At 70.2% G+C, this 19,416-nt stretch carries 15 protein-coding genes; 10 read left to right on the top strand and 5 right to left on the bottom strand.

The features are described from left to right. Positions 1–324 precede the first annotated feature (324 nt). From EL266_RS01315 to EL266_RS01300, 4 genes are all read left to right on the top strand, one after another. Positions 325–2,190 carry a TolB-like translocation protein gene (locus EL266_RS01315; protein ID WP_051281062.1) on the top strand — a complete coding sequence of 622 codons (1,866 nt, stop codon included), beginning with the start codon at positions 325–327 and terminating at the stop codon, positions 2,188–2,190. A 218-nt stretch (positions 2,191–2,408) separates the two neighbouring features. Then, positions 2,409–3,956, top strand: a complete 1,548-nt coding sequence (locus EL266_RS01310) for a WD40 repeat domain-containing protein (RefSeq protein ID WP_084500635.1) — start codon at positions 2,409–2,411, stop codon at positions 3,954–3,956. 86 nt (positions 3,957–4,042) lie between these two features. Further along, complete coding sequence (locus EL266_RS01305) at positions 4,043–4,687, top strand: hypothetical protein (protein ID WP_034514792.1); 645 nt, start codon at positions 4,043–4,045, stop codon at positions 4,685–4,687. A gap of 242 nt (positions 4,688–4,929) precedes the next feature. Next, complete coding sequence (locus EL266_RS01300) at positions 4,930–7,926, top strand: LamG domain-containing protein (protein ID WP_232012069.1); 2,997 nt, start codon at positions 4,930–4,932, stop codon at positions 7,924–7,926. 313 nt (positions 7,927–8,239) lie between these two features. On the opposite strand, the gene EL266_RS01295 is transcribed toward EL266_RS01300, so the two are convergent. Further along, positions 8,240–9,262 (bottom strand): glycosyltransferase family 2 protein, encoded by a 1,023-nt coding sequence (locus EL266_RS01295; protein ID WP_051281063.1) that lies wholly within the window; start codon positions 9,260–9,262, stop codon positions 8,240–8,242. 205 nt (positions 9,263–9,467) lie between these two features. Here EL266_RS01295 and EL266_RS01290 point away from each other — a divergent pair, with 205 nt between their 5' ends. After that, on the top strand, positions 9,468–10,514 hold the full coding sequence (locus tag EL266_RS01290; protein ID WP_026426718.1) for a glycosyltransferase family 2 protein: 1,047 nt from the start codon (positions 9,468–9,470) through the stop codon (positions 10,512–10,514). Beyond that, positions 10,511–11,485 carry a glycosyltransferase family 2 protein gene (locus EL266_RS01285; protein WP_026426719.1) on the top strand — a complete coding sequence of 325 codons (975 nt, stop codon included), beginning with the start codon at positions 10,511–10,513 and terminating at the stop codon, positions 11,483–11,485. Before EL266_RS01290 ends, EL266_RS01285 begins: the two co-directional genes overlap by 4 nt. A gap of 78 nt (positions 11,486–11,563) precedes the next feature. Here EL266_RS01285 and EL266_RS01280 read toward each other — a convergent pair whose 3' ends face one another. From EL266_RS01280 to EL266_RS01265, 4 genes are all read right to left on the bottom strand, one after another. Then, on the bottom strand, positions 11,564–12,754 hold the full coding sequence (locus tag EL266_RS01280) for a hypothetical protein (protein ID WP_051281064.1): 1,191 nt from the start codon (positions 12,752–12,754) through the stop codon (positions 11,564–11,566). A 143-nt stretch (positions 12,755–12,897) separates the two neighbouring features. After that, positions 12,898–13,560, bottom strand: coding sequence for a YveK family protein (locus tag EL266_RS01275; RefSeq protein ID WP_026426720.1), 663 nt, complete (start codon positions 13,558–13,560; stop codon positions 12,898–12,900). A 103-nt stretch (positions 13,561–13,663) separates the two neighbouring features. Beyond that, positions 13,664–14,305, bottom strand: a complete 642-nt coding sequence (locus tag EL266_RS01270) for a TetR/AcrR family transcriptional regulator (RefSeq protein WP_232012170.1) — start codon at positions 14,303–14,305, stop codon at positions 13,664–13,666. Position 14,306: 1 nt separating this feature from the next. Beyond that, on the bottom strand, positions 14,307–15,506 hold the full coding sequence (locus tag EL266_RS01265; protein ID WP_051281066.1) for an acyltransferase family protein: 1,200 nt from the start codon (positions 15,504–15,506) through the stop codon (positions 14,307–14,309). Positions 15,507–15,942: 436 nt separating this feature from the next. Between EL266_RS01265 and EL266_RS01260 the strand changes: the two genes are divergently transcribed. The 4 genes from EL266_RS01260 (at position 15,943) to EL266_RS01245 (ending at position 19,402) form a co-directional block, all read left to right on the top strand. Further along, a complete protein-coding gene (locus tag EL266_RS01260; protein ID WP_232012068.1) occupies positions 15,943–17,955 on the top strand; it encodes a ribonucleoside triphosphate reductase in 2,013 nt (670 codons plus the stop codon). A 26-nt stretch (positions 17,956–17,981) separates the two neighbouring features. Further along, on the top strand, positions 17,982–18,251 hold the full coding sequence (locus EL266_RS01255) for a type II toxin-antitoxin system RelE family toxin (protein WP_026426722.1): 270 nt from the start codon (positions 17,982–17,984) through the stop codon (positions 18,249–18,251). A 157-nt stretch (positions 18,252–18,408) separates the two neighbouring features. Further along, positions 18,409–18,645: a type II toxin-antitoxin system RelB family antitoxin gene (gene relB, locus EL266_RS01250; protein WP_026426723.1), complete on the top strand. Its 237-nt coding sequence runs from the start codon at positions 18,409–18,411 to the stop codon at positions 18,643–18,645. Then, positions 18,638–19,402, top strand: coding sequence for an anaerobic ribonucleoside-triphosphate reductase activating protein (locus EL266_RS01245; protein WP_026426724.1), 765 nt, complete (start codon positions 18,638–18,640; stop codon positions 19,400–19,402). The genes relB and EL266_RS01245 overlap by 8 nt, the downstream gene beginning before the upstream one ends. Positions 19,403–19,416: the final 14 nt, after the last annotated feature.

Here is a 19,416-nt window from a genome sequence, read left to right as displayed (position 1 = left end):
AGGGAGATATCCCACAACGTGCCATGGGTAATACGGACCATAGACCTATGTGAGGCATGGGGGCCAGGATGATGCGCAGACCGTCAGTGCCGGGCTCGTGCTGTGACTCTCCATGGCTCCGCAGCGACTCTAGCGAGACTCTAGCGACTCTAGCGACTCTGCCGTGATCTCGCTCCCGTGGTGCGTCATGGCTCGGGCCCGGCGATGAGCCGATCCACCATGGAGGAAGCTGTGTTGAGGACTATCCCGATACTCCGGGCGGCCAATCGGGGCGAGCGTGAGCGGCGCCCGATACCCGAGGCGAGCCGGTCTCGAACAATACGAGTGGGCAGCGCGGCCCGAGCGGGCGGGGGCCGAGGCGCGGCCCTGCTCCTGGCCCTGGCCCTTCCCCTGGGGGCGCTGGTGACCGGCAGCCCCGCCCAGGGGGAGGAGGCGAAGAAGGAGGACTCCGATCGTCCCCTTCAAACCGTCGCCGCCGACGCCCTGCCCACGGTCCAGATCGACGGCGTCGTCTGGGATCAGGAGGTTGTGGGCACCACGGTCTACGCCGTGGGCCAGTTCACCTCCGCCCGTCCGGCCGGGGCTGCGCCGGGTGAGAGCGAGACGCCGCGGACCAATGCGCTGGCCTATGACATCACCACCGGGGAGATGCTGGACTGGAGTCCCCAGGTCGATGCGCAGATCCTCGAGGTCGAGGCCTCGCCGGACGGCTCCACCATCTATCTGGCCGGGGAGTTCACCCAGGTGGGCGGCGAGGCCACAGCGCGGGTGGGTGCCGTTGACGCCTCCAGCGGTGAGCGCAAGGAGCTGGGGCTGGGGGCCAACAGCGTCGTCGAGGCCATGGATGTGTCCCCTGACGGCTCCACGCTCTACCTGGGCGGGGCCTTCACCGAGCTCAACGGCAAGGACCGCGCGAGGGCGGCCGCCGTCGATCTGGCATCCGGCTCGGTGACCGACTTCGCCCCGAAGATCGCCGACTTCTCCGTGCGCTCCATCGCCGTGGCCCCGGACAACTCGGCCGTGACCCTGGGGGGCTCCTTCACCTCGGTCGATGGCCAGGCCACTCCCGGCCTGGCGCTCATGGGGGTGGATGGCACGCTGCGCGAACTGGGCCTGGCCGACGTCGTCTCCTCGGGCGGGCAGTTCAGCGGCGCGATGAACCTGTCGGGGGACGATCGCGGCTTCTACGCCGTGTTCTACTCCGGGGAGGGGAACTTCGAGGGCATGCTGCGCGCCGACTGGCAGGGGGGCCAGATCGACCTCATGGCCGACTGCCATGGCGACTCCTATGACGTCCAGCCCGCCGGTGACATCGTCTATGTGGCCAGCCATGCCCATGACTGCTCGATGATCGGAGGGTTCCCCGAGACCAACGAGCCCCGCCAGCACTGGCACGCCCCCGCCTTCTCGGCCACGGCCAGGGGGACGGTCCAGCCCAGCCCCGAACCTCACTACGCCAGCCACACCGGTCAGCCCGCGGCCTCCGTGCAGCAGTTCTTCCCCGAGTTCGCTCCCGGGACTCACACCGGGATGACCCAGGCGACGTGGACGGTGGAGGCCAGTAGGGACTACCTGGTCTACGGAGGGGAGTTCACCAGCGTCAATGGCAAGCCCCAGCAGGGACTGGTGCGCTTCGCCCGCAGGCATGTGGCGCCCAATCAGGAGGGCCCCACCGATCCCGGCGAGCCGGGCATCAAGGCCTCGGTGACCGACTCGGGCGAGGTGGAGCTGCGCATCCCCTACAGGCGCGACCGTGATGACGCCACCCTGACCTACGCCCTCTATCGTGACGACACCGAGGGCAAGACCCTGGAGGACTACCAGGCCAAGACCGCCGTGTGGAACTCCAAGCAGAGGCGCGCCTACTGGGAGACCGGAGAGGTCGTGGCCCGCGACACGGTGGAGCCGGGGTCCACTCACACCTACGTGGTGGTGGTCTGGGATCAGTGGGGGGCGTGGACGCGCTCCGAGACGATCACCCTGACGGCGGGTGAGGCGCCCGAGGACGACGATGCCGATCAGCAGGACGACGACGCCGAGGACGATGCTGGCAAGGGGGCCGGGGCCGCTCGGGGCGCGGACGGCGCGCAGCCCCCGGAGGGGGCCCCTGAGGGCCAGCAGCCAGCCGTCGACCCGCAGGGCGATGCTCCCGAGGGGGCTCAGCGCCAGCCGGCCGAGGCGCAGCGGTGACGAGGGCGGGCGGGACCGGCGCGTGTCGGCGAGGATCAGCGCGGGCGAGCACCCCGAGTGACCATGCTCACGGCAATCTCGAAGGTTCGTCCCAGGATTCTGTTACCCAAGTGTTATCTGTGGGTTACTCTGAGGGCCCGGCGGGTGCCGTGCTCCCTGGAGCCGTGATTCCCCTCTCGCCGATTCGCCCGTTCCCCTTGCTCAAGATCGGAGTTCTCGTGAGTTTTGCACGCCGTGCGCGCTCCGCACTGGCCGCAGCGGCGGCCCTCCCCCTCGCCCTCATCGGCCTGCTGCCCGGAGTAACGGCGCCCGCCCAGGCCGCCGACCCGGTTCCCGCCTCGCCCACGCCCCTGCCGACGGTCCAGATCGACGGCGTCGTGTGGGACCAGGCTGTGGTGGGAAATGTTGTCTACGCCGTCGGGAAGTTCGACAATGCGCGTCCCGCCGGGTCGGCACCCGGTCAGAACGAGACTCCCCGGGCCAATGCGCTGGCCTATGACATCACCACCGGCACCCTTCTGGACTGGGCGCCCACCACCAATGGGGCCATCTATGCGGTGGAGGCCTCCAAGGACGGATCCACCATCTACCTGGGCGGGCAGTTCTCCACCCTCAACGGTGAGAACACCTGGCGCGTGGGGGCGGTCAATGCTGCGGGTGCCCGTCAGGCCCTGGGCGCCTCGGCCAATGCCGCGGTCAGGGACCTGGAGATCTCCCCCGATGGCTCCACGCTCTACATGGCCGGTTCCTTCACGCAGATCAACAACTCGGGCCGTTCCCGGGCCGCGGCGCTCAACCTGGGCACCCAGGCGCTGACCGACTTCGCCCCCGAGGTGGACAACTCCCAGGTCCGTTCCATCACCGTGGCGGCCGACGGCAGCGCCGTGGCCATCGGCGGATCCTTCACCTCGGTGGGCGGCTCCTCCGATCCGGGCTACGGCCTGGCGATCCTGGAGCCGGACGGCTCGCTGCGCCACAACAACATCACCTCCGTGGTGCGCAATGCCAACGAGAACGCCGGCATCATGAGCCTGAAGTCCGACGCCAGTGGGCTCTACGGCGTGGCCTACTCCCACAGCCGCTCCGAGGGGACCATCGAGGGGATGTTCCGCGCCAACTGGAGCACGGGCAACCTGGACTTCCTGGCCGACTGCCACGGCGACTCCTATGACGTCCACCCGACGGCGAGCATTGTCTACATCGCCGGTCACACCCACGACTGCAGCAACATCGGCGGCTTCCCCGACTCCACGAACTACTACCATGCGGTCGCCTTCACCAATGCGGCCACCGGCACGGTCCAGCGCAACCGGGTGTGGGGGTACAAGGATCACTCGGGGCAGCCCGCTCCCACCGTTCTGGAGGGCTTCCGCCCTGTCTTCCAGATCGGCACCATCACCAATACCAACCAGGCCACCTGGACCGTGGAGGGCAACGACCAGTACATCGTCTATGGCGGGGAGTTCCCGGCCGTGGAGGGAATGGCTCAGCAGGGTCTTGTTCGCTTCTCCGTCACCGGCGGCAACAACAACGGTGGCGACAACGGCGGCAACAACGGCGGCGGCGATAACGGCGGCGACAACAACGGTAACAACAACGGCGGCGACAACGGCGGTGGCGATAACGGCGGCAACAACGGCGGTGGCGATAACGGCGGCGACAACGGCGGCGGCGACAACAACGGGAACAACAATGGCGGTGACAATGACGACGATGATGACGACGATGACGACTGGGGCGGCAACAATAGATGGTGGTGGTGGTGATCGTGCATCGCTTACGCGCTAGGGGGCGGCCCGGGAGCCTGGGTCGGGGTGTGCCGATGGGCGCTGGAGGCCGTAGGCTGGGCGGCGTGTCACGCTCACGCCTCCTCATCCTTCCCGCCCTGCTCGCCCTGTCCCTCGCCGCCTGCTCCGGAGGCGGTGATGAGACACGGGCCTCCGGATCCGCTTCCGCGAGCGGCTCTTCGGCTACCGCCGCCAGTGCCGCGAGCTCCCGCCCAGTCGGGACCCCGGACGCCACCACAGCACCCACCCAGCTGACCACCCCTCGGGCCTCCGCCGTCAACACCGAGGCCGTCGAGTCGGGGGACCTGGGCGCCGATCAGCTCGACTCGGTGGGCACCGATGAGGCCGTCACCGTCAACAACGACGTCGCCCTGCAGATCGGGGAGATCCGATCCCAGGACCTGGCTGCGGGTCCGGGTGAGATTGGCGGTCCCGGAATCGTGGTCCCGGTCACGGTGTCAAACACCTCCGGCGCGGATCTGGCACTGAGCGGCCTGGTGATCACCGTTTCTTACGGCGATGAGGGCACACCCGCCCAGGAGATCGTCACGTCATCGGATGTCATTCCGGCATCCCTTGCCGCAGGGCAGTCGCTGGCGATCGAGCGCGCCTTCACCGTCCCTGCTGAAGGTCGTGGGAAGGTGCGCATCGTCGTCGACATGGGGGCGGGCTATCCTGCGGCGGTCTTCGAGGGGGCCGCTCCCAGCTGATTGTGTTGATCGTGACAGTGCGGGCGGGGCTGGTGGACAGCCCCGCCCGCACTGTCACGATTGTGACTCTTTTGTGAGTCTCAACAATAGGACAGAGGCTGAGTTGTCGATGTACTCTGAGCCAGTCCGGGCCTGGTCGCCAGCGCCCACTGCCGGTTCCCATTTTTCCGGTATTTCCCTTAGTCCCATGATCATCATGAAACGGAGTGCGCGTGAGAACCGCTCGCATACTGCGCGGCCTCGTGGCCGTGTCTGTGGCCCTGCCACTGGGCCTGGCCGCACTGACCCTTCCCGTGACACCTGCCGCTGCTGAGCCCGCCTCACCGGGCGGTGGGGGAGGGCTCCCTGCCACCGTCTCCGCCGACGCCCTGCCCACCGTGCAGATCAACGGCGTGGTCTGGGACCAGGCCGTGGTCGGCAACACGGTCTACGCGGTGGGCGACTTCTCCAGCGCCCGCCCCGCCGGCTCAGCGGCCGGACAGAACGAAACCTCCCGAGCCAACGCCGTGGCCTACGACATCACCACCGGCGAGATGACGGACTGGGCCCCCTCCACCAACGGCAGGATCAACTCCATCGAGGCCTCCCCCGATGGCTCCACCCTCTACATCGGCGGAGACTTCACCTCCCTGAACGGAGAGACCACCTGGAGGGTCGGCGCGGTCAGCGCCGCCTCCGGCCAGCGCGTGCCCCTGGCGGCCGCCGCCAACGGCTCGGTCAAGGCCGTGGAGCTCTCGCCGGACGGCTCCACCCTCTACATCGGCGGCGCCTTCACCCAGGTCAATCGCGCCGACCGTCAGCGAGTGGCCGCCGTCGACCTGGGCGCCCAGCGCCTGACGGACTTCTCCGCCAAGGTCGACGACCTCTACGTGCGCACCATCGCCGTGGCCGCCGACAGCAGCGCCGTGGCCATCGGCGGCGCCTTCACCTCCGTGGGGGGCTCGCAGAACCCCGGCTACGGCCTGGCCATCCTGGAGAACGACGGCTCCCTGCGGAAGAACAACATCAACAAGCTCGTGCGCACCGCGGGCATCTGGGGCTCGGTCATGAGCCTGGTCGCCGATGACAAGGGGCTCTACGGGGTCTCCTACTCCCAGTCCGGCGCATTCGAGGGAACCTTCCGCGCCAACTGGGCCACCGGCGACCTGGACTTCATGGCGGACTGCCACGGGGACTCCTACGACGTCCACTCCGCTGGCGACGTCGTCTACTCCACCAGCCACACCCACGACTGCTCCAACATCGGTGGCCTGCCCGAGTCGGCCCCGCACCGCTACCACAACGCAGTGGCCTTCGTCAACGGCGCCACCGGTGTGGTCAAGCCCAACTCCAAGCGCGGCTACACCGACTTCCAGGGCACCAACGCCACCACCAACCTCAACTTCTACCCCGAGTTCAAGGCCGGCAAGATCACCAAGACCGACCAGGCCGCCTGGACCGTTGAGGGCAATGACCAGTACGTCGTCTTCGGCGGGGAGTTCCCCAGCGTCAACGGCAAGGCCCAGCAGGGCCTGGTGCGCTTCGCCCGCCGCGACATCGCCCCCAATGAGCAGGGCCCCATGGTCAAGGGCGGTGCCTACAAGGTCACCGCCTCCTCTGAGCGCGCCGGCGTGGTCACCCTGTCCTTCCCCACCAACTGGGATCGGGATGACAAGACCCTGACCTACACGGTCTACCGAGATACCCGCAATTCCGAGCCGATCTCCACCCAGACGGTCACCGCCGGATTCTGGGAGAGCTCCATGCTCTCGGCCACCGACGTCGTCGCCCCCGGGGCCACTCACCGCTACCGCGTCGTCGTCACCGATCCCTGGGGGGCCTTCACCCACTCGGACTGGGTGACCGTCACGGCCGCCGAGGGCGAGGGACTGAGCCCCTACGGCGGGCGCGTCCTGGCCGACGGCGCCGCCCACTACTGGCCCATGGATGAGACCAGTGGAGCCAGCGCCGCCGACTTCGTGGCCGGCAGCAACCTGCGGCTCTTCGGCTCCAACTACTCCTGGGGCGCTGAGTCCTTCCTGGACACCGGATCGGCCCTCAATCTCAGCTCGCAGGGCCGGTCCCTGAGCAACGGGTACACGAACTCGGCCGTTCCCGCCCCCTCCAGCTTCACCATGGAGACCTGGGTGCGCACCGAGACCGCCCGCGGAGGCGCCATCATGGGCTTCGGCTCCTCGCGCACGGGAAGCTCCTCCCAGCGCGACCGCATCGTCTACATGCGCAATGACGGCACCGTCAGCTTCATGCTCTACCCGGGGCAGGTCAACACGATCACCACGGAGAAGGCGGTCAACGACGGCGAGTGGCACCACATCGTGGCCACACTCAGCCCCACCTCCGGTGCCACGCTCTACGTGGACGGCAAGGTGGCCGCCTCGGACGCCTCCTTCACCTCCGGCCAGTCCTACTCCGGCTACTGGCGCGTGGGCGGCGACTCCCTCCAGGGAGTCAACGGGGCGCCCTCCAACTACTACATCCAGGCCGATATCGACGAGGTCGCCGTCTACGGCGCCCCGCTCGGCCCCTCCCAGGTCGCCACGCACTACACCCTGGGAAGCGGCAAGGAGGTCGAGCCCGACAAGGAGGACCCCAAGACCCCCGAGACAGGATCCGTCCTGCTGGCCGACGGCTTCGACCGCACCACCTCGCGCGGCTGGGGCAAGGCCGACACCGGTGGCTCGTGGACCCCGATCTGGAACGCCGACTCCCTGTCCACCAGTGACTCGGCGGGGCGCGTGGCCATGGCCGGCGCCCGGTCCTCGAGCTCCATCGGCTCGGAGGTGCTGGAGTCGACCTCCACCGACGCCGTCGTCGACTTCTCCCTGGACGCTCTTCCCGGCGGCAACGGAGCCTTCGTCTCCTACGTCGCTCGGGGCAATGACGCCGGTCAGTACCAGGCCACGGTCCGGGTCGGCGCCGCCGGTCCGCCGGTGGCGACCATCTCCAAGGTGGTCCAGGGCAGGGAGACCGCGCTGGGCACGATCCTGCTCACCGATGCCTACCAGCCGGGGCAGACCCTGCACCTGCGCATGGTCGTCTCGGGTGAGAAGTCCACGGCGGTCCAGGCCAAGCTCTGGGTCGGGGACACCGAGCCCGAGGAGTGGGGGACCGACATCGTCGACAATGACGAGAACCTCAAGGACGCCGGGCGCGTGGGCCTGAACACCTACATGTCCGGATCGGCGGGCCCCGACACGGTCACCCTGGCCATCGAGGGCATCACCATCAAGCAGCACTGACCCTGTGGTGCTGCCAGGCCGGGCCGGCCACTCCCACGGGAGCGGCCGGCCCGGCCTGTGCGGTAGAGGCGCGGTTGAGGTGCGGTCGAGAGCTGCCCACCAGGAGTGCTCGGGGAGGGCCCGGGCCTCCCGGGCGGACGGGGGTGAACCCAGCGTTCATGACAAACACTGGCATTGCTGCCCCCGGGGCCCGGGCGGACTGGGGCGGACTGGCGCGGCCCGGGTGGACCGCGGGGAGGTCGGGGACGTTGCGGGGACGCGCGGGGCGCTCGGGGCGCTCCCCGTGGTGCGCAGGAGTGCGCGGATGGGGCTCTCAGCGGGGCAGGGGCTGATCCGCCGCGGGCAGGGTGCCGCGGCGCGCCGCGCGCCGCAGGGCCAGGCCGTCCCGAGTGGCGGCCGCGGCGGTGACCAGCGGGCGCCAGGAGCTCAGCAGTTGGCGCTTGCCCCCGCGCAGGATGACCTCCGTGGCCGTGGGGATCGCCGTGGCCACCCACCGGCGCTGGGCCGCCGCATCCAGGTGGAGGCCCGCGAAGAGCAGGCGATTGCGGATGTTGTAGTAGTAGTAGGTCGGGGACATGGCGCGCTGGCTCTGATCGGCCTGGGCGTGGGTGGCGCCCTCGTCATGGACCGCCAGGGCGTCGCGGGCCAGGATGAGGCGACCGCCCGCCGCCATGACCCGGGCTGAGAAGTCCACATCCTCCCAGTACAGGAAGTAGCGCGCATCGAATCCGCCGGCTGCCTCGAAGAGCGCGGTGGACAGCGCCAGGCAGGCCCCCGACAGCCAGGGCCGCGTGCCTCCCGGCGGGATCGGGCGGCGCGAGCGGCGCGAGCGCATGGAGCCGTCCGCCAGGCAGACCACATGGCCATCGGAGACGGTCGTCCCCGAGGAGTCCGCGATCACCGGCCCCACCAGGGCCATGGGGCTGGCGGCCGCGCGCGCCACCAGGGCGAGCAGGCTCGCGCGCTCGATGACGGCGTCGGGGTTGAGCAGGACCAGGAGCTCGGCGCCGTCGGCCACCGCCCGGGCCGCCCCCAGATTCATGCCTCCGCCGAATCCCGTGTTGGACTCCGGCAGCACCGTGGTCCAGTCGTGGCGGGCGGCCAGCTCGGTGATCCGCCCTCGGGCTCCGGCGGTCGAGTAGTTGTCCACCACGACGACCCGCGCCTCCGGGGCCGCGTCGCCCACAGCGGCCAGGTTGCGCGCCAGCAGATCGGCCGAGTCGTAGTTGACGACGATGATCGCGGTACGGGCCAGCAGGGCCGCCTCATCCGCCGTCGGCGCCGACGGCGCATCGGCGATGCCATGGAAGATGCCATGGAATGACTCGGTGCTCATGATGTCCTTCGATGGGGGTGGGGCGGGGCCGGGTCGGGGCATGGGCCGAGCCGGCCCGCGAGTGGACCGGAGGAAAGCATGGCGGGCGACCCGGGCCCGCACCCCGGGATGTGGGCGACAGGCGCCCTGGAATAGTACCGTTGGGCCGCCGGGACAGGCGGATCGCCGGTACCGGGACAAGACCACGAGGAGAGGTGCGCCCACCGTGCCCACCAGGATCGGCCACAGCCGCCCCCGCCCCGGGGGCGGGGCGGACCAGCCCCAGCCCCGGGGCTCCCAGCGCCTGACGCTGGCCATGCTCACCTACCGGCGCAACGCCTACCTGGAGGCGGTGCTGCCCGAGCTCGTCGCGCAGGCCCGCGCCCTGGCCCCGGACCATGAGGCCCGGGTCCTCATCGTCGACAACGACCCTCATGCCGGGGCGCGCCCCGTCGTCGCCCGTGCCCAGGAGGCCCTGGCTGCCGACCAGCAGGAGGCCGGCGCGCGGCTCGACTACGTCCATGAGCCCGAGCCGGGGATCGTCGCGGGCCGCAACCGGGCCCTGGATGAGGCCGCGGACAGCGCCCTGCTGGTCTTCATCGACGACGACGAGGTTCCCGCCCCCGGATGGCTCGAGGCCCTGGTCTCGGCCTGGAGCGATGGCGGCTGCGCTGCCGTGACCGGCCCCACCCCGCCTGATTTCGAGTCCCCGCCTAACGCCTGGGTGAGCGCCTCGGGCGCATTCGACTCCTGGGAGGCGCCCGACGGGGCCCAGGTGCGCAGCGCCGACACCGGCAACCTCCTGCTGGACATGGCGGTGGTGCGACGGGCGGGGCTGCGATTCGACCCGCGCTACGGCCTGACCGGTGGCGAGGACTCGCTGTTCACCCGGCAGCTGACCCTGGCCGGGGGCGTCATCCGCTTCGCCGCCTCCGCGGTGGTCACCAAGCGGGTGCCCCGGGAGCGGGCCACCCGCACCTGGGTCCTCCAGCGCGCCTACCGCTCCGGCTCCTCCTGGGCGCGGGTGCGCATCCAGACCGCCTCCGGATCGCGCGGTGCTCTGCGCCTGGCCTATGCGGCCCGGGGCACGGCCAAGGCCGCCCGCGACGGTCTGCGCGGGGCAGCGGCCCGCCTGAGCGGGCGCGTGGAGGCCCAGGCCCGCCACGAGGTCTCCAGCCGCGGCGGCCTGGGAATGGTGGTGGGGGCCTTCGGCATGCGGGTGCGCGAGTACGGTCGCCCCGCCAAGGGCTCGAAGAAGGCAGAGCGGTCATGAGGGAGCAGGAGGCCGGCGGAGTGCGCCTGACCATCGCCATCCCCACCTACCGGCGCCCCGAGGCGGTGGGGCGCGCCCTGGCGGGGGCGCTGGAGCAGGCCGAGGCCCAGGTTGAGCTCCGGGCCGATGGGGTCCGCGAGGCCGAGGTCCTGGTTATCGACAATGACCCTGAGGCCTCAGGGCGCGACGTCGTCGAGCAGGCCGCGCGGGGAGCGGGCAGGGCGAGGGTGTGCTACGTCGTCGAGCCATCCCCGGGCGTGACCGCTGTGCGCAACCGGGCCCTGGATGAGACCGGCGGCAGCGACCTGCTCATCTTCATCGACGACGATGAGGAGCCCGAGCCCGGGTGGCTGGCCGCGCTGGTGGGCCTGTGGCGGGAGACCGGCTGCCAGGCCGCCGCCGGACCGGTCATCCCCGTCTATGAGCGCGAGCCGGATGTCTGGGTGCGCGCCGGGGAGTTCTTCGTGCGCCGCAGCTGGCCCACGGGCACCGTGCGACCCGTGGCGGCCTCCAACTGCCTGCTGCTGGACCTGGGCTTTGTGCGCCGCGCGGGCCTGCGCTTCGACGAGGCCTTCGGGGCCACAGGCGGGGAGGACACGCTCTTCACTCGTCGGCTGGTGGCCGCCGGAGGCGTGATCCGCTGGTGCGCCGAGGCCAGGGTGCGCGATCATGTGCCGGCCTCCCGGCTCGACCACGCCTGGATCCTGCGCCGTCAGCGCTCCCACGCGGCCACCGCCGTGCGCGTGGACCTGGCTCTGGCGGGACCGGGGGTGCAGGCGGGGATCCGGCTGCGGGCCGCGGCGGGGGGAGCCGCGCGCATCGCCGTCGGGGCGGCCCGGGAGGCTGTGGGGGCGCTGACGGGAAGCGCCGCGCATCGGGCCAAGGGCGCGCGCCTGGTGGCCCGGGGGCGCGGCATGCTGGCCGCCAGTGGTGGCCGGGGCGTCCACGAGGAGTACGGCCGCTCACCCTGACTCCGCCAATTTGCGTGAGTTCGTACTTTTCCGGGCCCGGAAAAGTACGAACTCACGCAAATTGGCGGAGTCACGGAGTCAGGGGGTGGGGGCGCGCAGTGGGGCCTGCATCACCCCTGCCCCCAGGACGAAGGGCAGATACGCCGGCAGCACGTTCCATGGCCCCACGGCCACGTTCTGCAGCACCACCAGGCCGGCCAGGAAGAGCCACGGCGTCACGCGCAGGTCCCCCAGGTCCCGGATCATCGTGGCCAGGGTGACCCCGACGATGAGCAGCATGAGGGCCGCGCCGGGGAAGGACGCCGCAACCCAGACATTGACCAGCCCCGAGTGCAGCTCGAAGCCATTGCCGAACATGAAGCGCTCCACGTACCCGTTGGAGGGGTCGTAGCCCAGGGCCGCCATGCCGTTCTTGGCCACCTGCACGTCCTCGGAGCGCGGCAGGACGCCGGCTCCATAGCCCCACGGCCGGTGCATGAACAGGGCCCAGGAGGCCCCCAGCTCGGGTCGGGCAGTGAGCAGGAAGTTCGAGGAGCCCTGGGACTGGGCCAGCGTGCGGGCCTGGGCGTCCTCGCCCAGCGACCCCGAGGCCGAGACCGCCAGGACGATGCTGATCGCCACTGCGCCCACGATGCCGAGCACCGCCGCCTGGGCGGTGGCCAGCTGGCGGGCAGGGGGCAGGCGCCAGCGGAACCACGCGGCCGTGGCCTGCCACAGGACAGTTCCCGCGATGATGACCAGGAAGCCCAAGGAGGAGCGGGCATCCGAGACCAGGAAGGACGCTGACAGCGCAGCCAGGGCCACCAGTTGCACGATCCGTCTGCGGCCGTCCACCAGGGCCAGCACCATGAGCGTCACCGCCAGGCCGATCCCGAACTTCCAGGGGTTGTCCTGCGTGCGCAGCAGGGGCAGGGCGTCGATGAGCATGCCGGCGCCCAGGGCCAGGGCGGCTCGGGCGCCCAGGCGCTGCGCCCCCCACACGAAGGCGGCCGTCGTGGCGGGGACCGCCACCAGGCTCGCCACCATGGCGCGCTGCAGGGAGGACGAGACCTCGTACTGCGTCCCAGCGATCCAGGACAGGACGACGCCGGTGACCCCAGCCAGCAGGGCCAGGAGCAGGATCGGGCCGAATCGGGGCAGACGGCGCACCGCGCTCCACGTGATCGGCAGGCTGATGAGGGCGGCCGCATCGGCGATGGCCACCGATCCCGCCAGCTCGCGGCGCATGCCGATGAGCAGGAGCAGGATCACGGCCAGGATCTGCTCCACGCGCAGGCGGGTCGAGGATTCCGGAGCCTCGGCCGATGGGATTGTCCGGCCTCCCGGCGCGGCGGCGACGGACGGGCCTGCTGTGGACGGGCCGGGCGCGGACAGGCCAGGTGCCAAGGGGCGAGAGGCGCCGGAGTCGGGGCTCACGAGTCCCGGGCGGCCGTATGGCCGAGGATGACGGGCGGCTCGGCCTCCTCGTCCTGGGACTCCGAGCCGGAGCGCTTGTACAGCAGCAGGGCCATGCCCGTCCCCACGGCCAGGCCGGCCAGGGCCCCGATCATGGAGGTCTTGAGGCTGGACAGGCTGGAGGGATCGGTGGGCAGGGTCGGGGAGTTCAGGGTGGCCAGGGTCAGGGTCAGATCCGAGTCCTGGCCGGTCTTGGAGATATCCCGGGCCGCGGAGTCCAGGGCCGCCATCTCGGCCTCGGCGATGGACTGGGCCTGGGCGGGGTCGGTGTGGGTGGCGCTGACCTCGATGATGATGGTCTCGGTCTTGGTGGACAGGGAGATGGAGTTCCGCAGCTCATTCGGGCTCAGGCCCGTGGCATCGGAGACCTGGTTCAGTGTGGCCTCGGAGGTGCCGATCTCCACCAGGGTCGGCATGATCGAGCTGATGTAGGTCTGGATACTCGCCGCTGACTGGGAGCCACTGGACTGCTCGACCCCGACTCTGGCCGTGGCCGTGGAGGTGTAGACGGCCGGCGTGAGCAGACCGTAGGCGAGTCCGAGGATGGCGCCGAGCACAAGGTGGAGCACGACAAGAATGGCGTTCTTGCGCAGCGCGGTGATGATGGTATCCGGGTCCATGGTTCCGTTTCGGTGATTGTGCGAGCAACCAGACTAGCGCGAAGGCGGCTGGATGCGGTCATGACGTGAGGCGCGACTCAAGGGTTCCCAGGCTGACTTCAGGCTATTCTCGGCGACCCTTCTGACTGGGTGGCGCTGTGGAGCGCAGGGCGGGGCGGGCCTCCAGTCCGTGCAGCCCATTCCAGGCCAGGTTGACCATATGAGCCGCCACCTCCTCCTTGGTCATCGTGCGATTCTCCAGCCACCACTGGGCGGGCAGCGCCACGATGCCCACAAGCATCTGGGCATACAGGGGGGCCGTGCGCGGGTCGATGCTGTGCTCGGCGAAGCGGGAGGCGAGAATCCCCGAGACCTCGATGGCGACGTCGGCCAGCAGTGTGGAGTAGGTGCCGGCGGCCCGGTCCGAGCCGGCCGAGAGAATGCGGAAGCCGTCGGGGGAGTCCTCGATATAGGTCAGCAGCGCCAGGGCGGCCCGCTCAACGATCACCGAGGAGGAGTCCGAGGAGCCCAGGGCCGCGGTGATGGTCGAGGAGATCGCCGTCAGCTCCCGGTCCACGATGACGGCGTACAGGCCCTCCTTGCCCCCGAAGTGCTCGTAGACCACGGGCTTGGAGACCTTGGCCCGGGCGGAGACCTCCTCGATGCTCGTGGCGTCGAAACCCTTCTCGGCGAACAGGCCCCGGGCGACGTCGATCAGCTGCTCGCGCCTCTGGGAGGCGCTCATGCGGGTGCGCTTGGCCATGATCTCATGCTCTCGAATCGGCGGAGTGGGCGTGGGTGCGCGCCTGGAGACGCGCCTGGAGGCGAGAGGATGTCCAGCGGCCCGCGCGGCGCGAGAGCCGGTGACTGGGGGCCTCGATCCAGCGTTGGAACATCCAGGTCAGGGGCGCGGCCACCAGGGGCGCTGCCACCAGTGCCCACCAGGGCGAGAGCGAGGCGGTGGCCAGCCGGAGAGTGACCACCACGGGCTCATGGACCAGGTAGAGGGAGAAGGACATGCCCCCCAGGTACTGCACGCCCCGATTGCGCAGCAGGCCCCGCATGGCGCCGGCCCTGACCACGAGGATCACCAGAGCGGTGGCCGAGACCAGGGTCAGGCATGCGGCCAGGCGCTGGGCGGCCTGGCCCTCCATGCCGGGCCACCAGGCCGCGGTCATGGTGATGAGGCAGGCCGCGGCCGCGGCATTGGCCCAGCGCGCGGGGGCCCGTGGGAGGAGGGAGGGGGCGTGGCCCCAGTGCCATCCCAGGGAGGCGCCGATGATGAAGACGGGCAGGTAGGTGCCGGTTGCCAGGCTGCCGGTGATGGGCGGGACCGCCAGGGCCACGATGATCGGCAGCCACCATGCCCGCCAGCGCGCGGCCAGTGCGACGACCAGGATCACCAGGGGCAGGAGGATGGAGAAGACGGCCTCGGCGTGCAGCGACCACAGCACCGTGTTGTGGTAGGCGTGCTTGGGCAGCAGCAGGAGCTGGCGGGCCAGGGCGGCCGCTGACAGGCCCGGGGGGTGGCCCTGGGTGATCCACGCGCCCAGCGCCGGGTCCGTGGAGCGCGGCACCAGCAGGATGGTGCCCACCGTCAGCAGCGTGGAGGCTGCCGCGGGGACCCACAGGCGGATGACGCGCCGGGGGGCGTAGTCCACCCAGTCGAATCGACGACCCTGGGCGTGGCGGCGCGCCACCGGGAAGACCAGGGCGACGCCGGAGAGCACGTAGAAGATGAGAACGGCCTCGTGGCCCGCCCACAGCAGGTGCAGGGGCGTGCGCACGAGGACCTGCTCCAGGGTGCCGCTGGGCACGACGCCCGGGTGGGCGCCGACCTCCGCCAGGGTTGGGAGGAGAAGCAGCATGTGGTGAAGGAGCACGACGCCGGCTGCCAGGCCGCGCAGCCCGTCGAGCTCGACCAGGCGCACGGCCGCAGGCGCTGTGGGGGGCTGGGCGGTGGGCATGCGGCTTATCCTGCCCGCTTTGTCGGGCCAGGTGCGACGGTGTGATTGGACAGGCACCTGTTCGTGACGCTCTCGGGGCCTTGGGTGTGCCGCGGCCGACACTGTGGACGCGTCCGACGCCGTGGGCACCCTGGCGCCGTCGGCCTGGCCGACACGCCGGAGCGGGTGTGGTGCGCCTCGCGCGCAGGCCGCCGACTGCTGCCGGGGCGCCCGGAGCGGATCGTGCTATGGCGGCGAAAGGTCGCCCCTATTGGGACCAAAGGCCCCAGGTGAACCACTAGATGTTGTGGTCGCATGGAATACTCACTACCAGATGATGTGTTCCATGGGTGTCGTTCGGGAGTACGCTCGGTCGCGTCGTCGCCATCGATCCTGCTGCCGATCCTCCTATCGGGCGGGGTCCCTGCCGGCCCCGCTCGCGGCTCGCCGCAGCTGGATGCCAGGCGACGACGACTCGCACCGACGACCCGCACAACCGCACACCTTGGAGAGCGCAGTGTCCGCCCAGCACCAGACCGCAACCGCCCATCTCGCCGACCGCCCCGAGCCCCTGGCCACCGGGGAGGCCGGCTCCCCCGCGTCCGCCCCCGCTCCCGGTCAGTGCCCCGCCGTCGACCCGATCTCCACCATCACCGAGTACCTGGACCGCTCCGACTGGCGCGTCAACGCCAATGCCAACCAGGGCTACTCCCTGGGCGGGATGATGCTCAACACCTCCGGCAAGGTCGTGGCCAACTACTGGCTCAGCCAGGTCTACCCGGCCGCCGCCGGCCAGGCCCACCGGGAGGCCGACCTCCACATCCATGACCTGGACATGTTCGCCGGGTACTGCGCCGGATGGTCCCTCAAGGATCTCCTCGTCCAGGGCTTCAACGGCGTGCCAGGGGCCATCGCGGCCGGACCCGCCAAGCACTTCTCCAGCGCCGTCGGCCAGATCGTCAACTTCCTGGGCACCCTGCAGAACGAGTGGGCCGGAGCCCAGGCCTTCTCCTCCTTCGACACCTACATGGCGCCCTTCATCCGCCTGGACTCCATGACCTACGAGCAGGTCAAGCAGTGCATGCAGGAGCTCATCTTCAACCTCAACGTGCCCTCGCGCTGGGGAACCCAGACGCCCTTCACCAACCTCACCTTCGACTGGACCTGCCCCACCGACCTGGCCGACGAGCACCCCCTCATCGGCGAGGAGGTCTGCGACTTCGCCTACGGCGACCTCCAGCCCGAGATGGACCTCATCAACCGGGCCTTCATGGAGGTCATGACCGAGGGCGACGCCGAGGGCCGCGTCTTCACCTTCCCCATCCCCACCTACAACATCACCAAGGACTTCGACTGGGAGGCCCCCAACACCGAGCTCCTGTTCACCATGACCGCCAAGTACGGCCTGCCCTACTTCCAGAACTTCATCAACTCCGAGCTCGACCCCGGCATGATCCGCTCCATGTGCTGCCGCCTCCAGCTCGACCTGCGCGAGCTGCTCAAGCGGGGCAACGGGCTGTTCGGGTCGGCCGAGCAGACCGGGAGCGTCGGCGTGGTCACCGTCAACATGGCCCGCCTGGGCCACCTCCACGCCGGCGATGAGAAGGGGCTCGTCGCCGCCCTGGACCGCCTCCTGGACCTGGGGCGCGACACCCTGGAGCTCAAGCGCGAGGTCATCGGCCAGCACATCGAGGCCGGACTGTTCCCCTTCACCAAGCGCTACCTGGGGACGCTGGACAACCACTTCTCCACCCTGGGCGTCAACGGCATGAACGAGATGGTCCGCAACTTCACGCATGACGCCTACGACCTCACCGACCCGCGCGGCCACGCCATGTGCGTGCGCATCCTCGACCACGTCCGCGGCCGCATGGTGGAGTTCCAGGAGACCACCGGGCACCTCTACAACCTGGAGGCCACCCCCGCCGAGGGCACCACCTACCGCTTCGCCAAGGAGGACCGGCGCCGCTTCCCCGACATCCTCCAGGCCGGCACCGAGGCCAACCCGTACTACACCAACTCCTCCCAGCTCCCCGTGGGCTGGACCGATGACCCCTTCGCCGCCCAGGAGATGCAGGAGGAGCTGCAGACCAAGTACACCGGCGGTACCGTCCTGCACCTGTACATGAATGAGCGCATCTCCTCGCCCGCCGCCTGCAAGGAGCTCGTGCGCCGCTCGCTCACGGCCTTCCGCACCCCCTACATCACCATCACCCCCACCTTCTCCATCTGCCCCGTCCACGGCTACCTGCCCGGGGAGCACAAGACCTGCGAGAAGTGCGCGGCCCTCCACCCCCAGGCCGAGCCCACCGAGTGCGAGGTGTGGACCCGGGTCATGGGCTACTTCCGCCCCGTGCGCTCCTTCAACATCGGCAAGAAGGGCGAGTACGCCGAGCGGCGGATGTTCACCGAGGACGCCGCCGCCGGCCATGGCCCCGTCGTCTCCCGTCTGGCCCCCGTGAGCGCGTGAGGGTGAGCGACGGACAAGGCGGGCGGATGACGGCCTGGATCGTCGAGTTGACTCCTCGCGCCGAGAAGGCGCTGAAAAAGCTTGACCCCAGCGTTCGGCGGCGCGTGGTCAGCAAGCTTCAGGAGATACAGGGTGCGCTTGATCCGCGGGACTTCCTGAAACCGATGACGGGCCGCCTCGTGGGAATGTTTCGCCTCCGGGCTGGGGATTATCGCGTGATCGTCGACATCCAGGATGATCGCTGCGTGATCCTCGCGATCGATGTCGGTCATCGTTCCACGGTCTACGACCGGTGACATTGCCGGACTTGTTCGCGCTGTCAACTAGGGCGACGGGGGTCCGCCGCGTCCGCGGTGGGCCCCGCGCTCGGTATGGGAGAGGCGTGTGGGCTCTGTGTCGTAAGAATTGGCGATGAGGGTTGTGGTGCTAAGGGGCAGTGCCTACCATGTAGACATGTCTACAGCAGTTCTGAGTGTCCGTTTGCCCGAGGAGCTCAAGCGCCGGCTCGATGACCTGGGGAGCCGGACCGGTCGTTCGGCAACGTTCTATGTGCGCGAGGCTGTCGAGTCCTACATCGATGACCTGGAGTACGCGTACGCGCTGAGGGCGGAGGCGGAGGCCGCGCGGCGCGGCGAGCTCAAGACCCGCCGACTCGATGAGATCGCCGCGGAACTCGGCCTCGATGCCTGAAGCCGGGGGCACGAGAGCCCGGCCCACTACCGGCCCCGCCGACTCCTTGCGGATCGCGGGGCTGGTGCCCATGAGCACCGTGGACTGGCCCGATCATCTTGTGGCCACGGTGTTCTGCCAGGGCTGCCCCTGGAACTGCTTCTACTGCCACAACCTGGACCTCATCCCCACCCGCCGGCCCGGCGCGGTGGCCTGGGCGGAGGTCCTGGCCCTGCTGGAGCGGCGGCGCGGCCTGCTCGACGGCGTCGTCTTCACTGGCGGGGAGGCGCTGCGCCAGGATGCGCTGGCCGACGCCGCCGCCGAGGTCAGGGGGATGGGCTTCGCCGTCGGGCTGCACACGGCGGGGGCCTACCCCCGGCGGCTGTCCGACCTGGTGGCGGCCGGCCTCGTGGACTGGGTGGGGCTGGATATCAAGGCGCTGCCCGAACACTACGAGGCTGTGGTCGGGCGCGCTGGGGCGGGGGAGAGGGCCTGGGCGTGCCTGGAGCTTCTGGTGGAGGCGGCCGACCGAGGTGGCCCGGGCCTCGAGGTGCGCACCACCGTGGTGCCGGGGGATGTCGCGGCCGACGACGCCCTGGAGGTCGCCCGCCGTGCCCGCGCCGCCGGGGCGAGGGTCTACGCCCTTCAGCAGGCGCGCGGTGAGGGGACGAGCGGGGAGTTCGACGTCGTCGCCCCCGGGTGGGACGCCCAGTGCGAGCGGATGGCCGAGCGCATCGAGTCCCTGGGGTGGGAGCGCTTCACCTACCGGCCGGCGTGAGGTGGGCGTGACGG

Source organism: Actinomyces slackii (genome assembly GCF_900637295.1).
Classification (GTDB): Bacteria; Actinomycetota; Actinomycetes; order Actinomycetales; family Actinomycetaceae; genus Actinomyces; species Actinomyces slackii.
The sequence above is the reverse complement of the archived record's forward strand: the minus strand, read 5'-3'. Positions and strand labels throughout refer to the sequence as shown.

What these genes read in the sequence shown, in the direction of transcription:
- EL266_RS01295 (WP_051281063.1), bottom strand. Translation starts at nt 9,262, where the DNA reads ATGAGCACCGAGTCATTCCATGGCATCTTCCATGGCATCGCCGATGCG.
- EL266_RS01285 (WP_026426719.1), top strand. Translation starts at nt 10,511, where the DNA reads ATGAGGGAGCAGGAGGCCGGCGGAGTGCGCCTGACCATCGCCATCCCC.
- EL266_RS01275 (WP_026426720.1), bottom strand. Translation starts at nt 13,560, where the DNA reads ATGGACCCGGATACCATCATCACCGCGCTGCGCAAGAACGCCATTCTT.
- EL266_RS01265 (WP_051281066.1), bottom strand. Translation starts at nt 15,506, where the DNA reads ATGCCCACCGCCCAGCCCCCCACAGCGCCTGCGGCCGTGCGCCTGGTC.
- EL266_RS01260 (WP_232012068.1), top strand. Translation starts at nt 15,943, where the DNA reads ATGCCAGGCGACGACGACTCGCACCGACGACCCGCACAACCGCACACC.
- EL266_RS01255 (WP_026426722.1), top strand. Translation starts at nt 17,982, where the DNA reads ATGACGGCCTGGATCGTCGAGTTGACTCCTCGCGCCGAGAAGGCGCTG.
- relB (WP_026426723.1), top strand. Translation starts at nt 18,409, where the DNA reads ATGTCTACAGCAGTTCTGAGTGTCCGTTTGCCCGAGGAGCTCAAGCGC.
- EL266_RS01245 (WP_026426724.1), top strand. Translation starts at nt 18,638, where the DNA reads ATGCCTGAAGCCGGGGGCACGAGAGCCCGGCCCACTACCGGCCCCGCC.